The organism is Allobosea sp. Tri-44, assembly GCF_004123845.1.
Classification (GTDB): Bacteria; Pseudomonadota; Alphaproteobacteria; order Rhizobiales; family Beijerinckiaceae; genus Allobosea.
In genome coordinates this window covers 1-2325 of the sequence record NZ_NBDP01000035.1, presented here as the reverse complement: position 1 = coordinate 2325, position 2325 = coordinate 1, and the positions used below count along the sequence as shown (strand labels likewise).

Below are 2325 nucleotides of genomic sequence, written 5' to 3'. Positions count from 1 at the left end.
CGTGTCGGGTGGTGCGACGGGGCTGTGGAGGGGTAGTAAGTAGCGCTGGGCGGAGGGGGATCCCGTGCTGCACATCAGAACGGCGTGCGTGGTAAGGAGCAAAGTCTGGAAGTGCTGGTTCTGGTCAGGCAGGCACGCTCTCGCCAGGGGCGGGTATCGGTTACGGGCCGTCGGATCCTTCGGTCCAACCGGATCGGGATCGGGCCGGTCGGGAGGATCATACGGTTTGGGAACGACGATCACCGGGTTGAAAGGCGCCACGACGACCGGCAGCCGCGCGCCGCCCCCCTCGATCGGGACAAGATGGGGGCTACTCGACACGCTCGCGCCACCGATCGTCTGCGAGCCCTCCGCAGTAAAACGGTTGTCGTTGCTGACCCGGTCCACGCCGAATTCGATGGTTTCCCGCACGAAGGGCTGCAGGGGTAGCTGCTCATAGTCGATCGGCGGCGAGTCGATGCCAAGGAAATCCGCCAGCCCCGGCACCGGATCGCTCGCCGCGCCCGAGCCGAGTTCGTGGTCGCTCTTGTCGTCGGAAATCGAACCGGTTTCGTCCGGATCGCTCTGAGGCGCCGCCTCGCCGACTGGCTGTGGCGTGGCCGCACTGTCAACTGGGTCTGGTTCCGGTTCGGCCTGCGTCGAGGTCAGCGAGCGCAGATAGGCGGCGACCGCCAGAACGATCACCGCGAGAGCGGCCGGCCAGCGTGACGGCGCGGGCTCTTCCTGCGCCTTCCGGTAGATTTCCTCGGCTGAGGGTGCGGAGTGCTGAGTGGGCTTGAGCGCCTTAACCTCGATCATGCTGTCACCCTCCTGAGCGGACCGGCGCCCGCATCGATCCCGCTGGCGGCGGGCAGGCGTGGTTCGACCGGAACATCGGTCCCGGCGGGTGCGGGCTGCTTCTGTACGGGGTTGAGGATGGGGTCCCTGGGACCGAAGCCAGTAAGCTTGCCGCCCTGCACGACGCCGAGCAAATCGACCGCGACAAGTGCGCTCGGCCGGTGGGCGACGATGATCGCGATGCCGCCGCGCGCCTTGATGCCTTCTATCGCCCTCGTCAGGGCTGCCTCGCCCTCACTGTCGAGGTTGGAGTTCGGCTCGTCCAGCACGACCAGGAAGGGATTGCCGTAGAGCGCGCGGGCCAAGCCAATGCGCTGGCGCTGGCCGGCCGAAAGCGCGGTGCCCTGCGGGCCGAGCTGCGTCTGATACCCTTCCGGCAGCTTCACGATCATATCGTGGATGCCGGCTGCGGTCGCTGCGGCCACGATGGCCGCCGGGTCGAGATCGGGCGCAAGCCGCGAGATGTTATCGCCGATGCTGGCGTCGAGCAGGCTCACCTCCTGCGGCAGATAGCCGAGATGGCGGCCGATCGCTTCCTCGGGCCATTGCTCCAGATTCGCGCCGTCGAGCCGAACCGAGCCGCGCAGGCACGGCCAGATGCCGGTGAGCGCGCGAACCAGGGTGGTCTTGCCGCCGCCGCTGAGGCCGATGATGCCAAGTGCCTTGCCCGCGGCCAGCTCGAAACTGACCTCGCTCAGCAGTACCTGGCCGGATCCCGGCGCGGCGACCGTGATGCGATCGACCCCGAGGGATCGGTGCGGTGCGGGGAGCTCCATCGGCTCGACCGCCTTGCTCAGCGCCACCACGGTCTCGCGCAGCCGCCCGAAGGCGAGGCGCGCGGCGACGAAGGATTTCCAGTTGCCGATCGCCTGGTCCACTGGCGCGAGCGCCCGCGCAGAAGCGACCGACGCGGCGATGATCGCGCCCGCGGAAAGCTCGCCCTTGATGGTGAGGAAGGCGCCGAGGCCGAGGGTCGCCGATTGCAGGATCATGCGCAGGACGCGCGCGACCGCTCCGAAGGTCCCGCCGAGATCACTGGAACTGGTCTGCAGCGCCAAATGCTCGCGATTCAAACGGTCGAAGCGTGCCACCGCGCGGCCGGAGAAGCCCATGGCCCGCACGACCTCGGCGTTGCGTGCATGGGTCTCGGCCATCGCATTGCGGGCGATCGCGGCCTGGCGCGAGCTGTTGCTCAGCTTGCGCGCCAGAATCTCGCTCAGGAGCGTCAGCAGGGTCAACACCACGGCGCCGGCCAATGTCAACGCGCCCAGCCAAGGGTGCAGGAAATACACGAAGGCCAGATAGAGCGGGATCCAGGGTAGGTCGAACAGCGTCGCCGGCCCCTGGCTGCCGAGAAAGCCGCGCATGTATCGGCGCTGGGGCGAGCGGCGGAAGTTCAAGGTCGACATGCTCGACTACCAGGACGGCGACCAGGCCGGCATCAAATCGGCCACGCTGCAGTTCAAGGGTCACAACGCCTATGGCTGG

Annotated in this window: 2 protein-coding genes and 1 pseudogene; 1 reads left to right on the top strand and 2 read right to left on the bottom strand. The window is 67.8% G+C overall.

Annotated features, from left to right (window positions below; genetic code table 11):
- Both B6S44_RS21360 and B6S44_RS21355 read right to left on the bottom strand, forming a co-directional pair.
- Positions 1–798: hypothetical protein (locus B6S44_RS21360; protein ID WP_206735213.1), on the bottom strand; the 798-nt coding region annotated here is incomplete at its 3' end.
- Positions 795–2204 (bottom strand): type I secretion system permease/ATPase, encoded by a 1410-nt coding sequence (locus tag B6S44_RS21355; RefSeq protein WP_248309693.1) that lies wholly within the window; start codon positions 2202–2204, stop codon positions 795–797. The genes B6S44_RS21360 and B6S44_RS21355, both read right to left, overlap by 4 nt.
- On the opposite strand from B6S44_RS21355, the pseudogene B6S44_RS21350 reads away from it, so the two are divergent.
- A pseudogene (locus B6S44_RS21350) lies at positions 2197–2325 on the top strand (PCRF domain-containing protein); the annotation flags it as partial. The gene B6S44_RS21355 and the pseudogene B6S44_RS21350 sit on opposite strands and share 8 nt — an antisense overlap.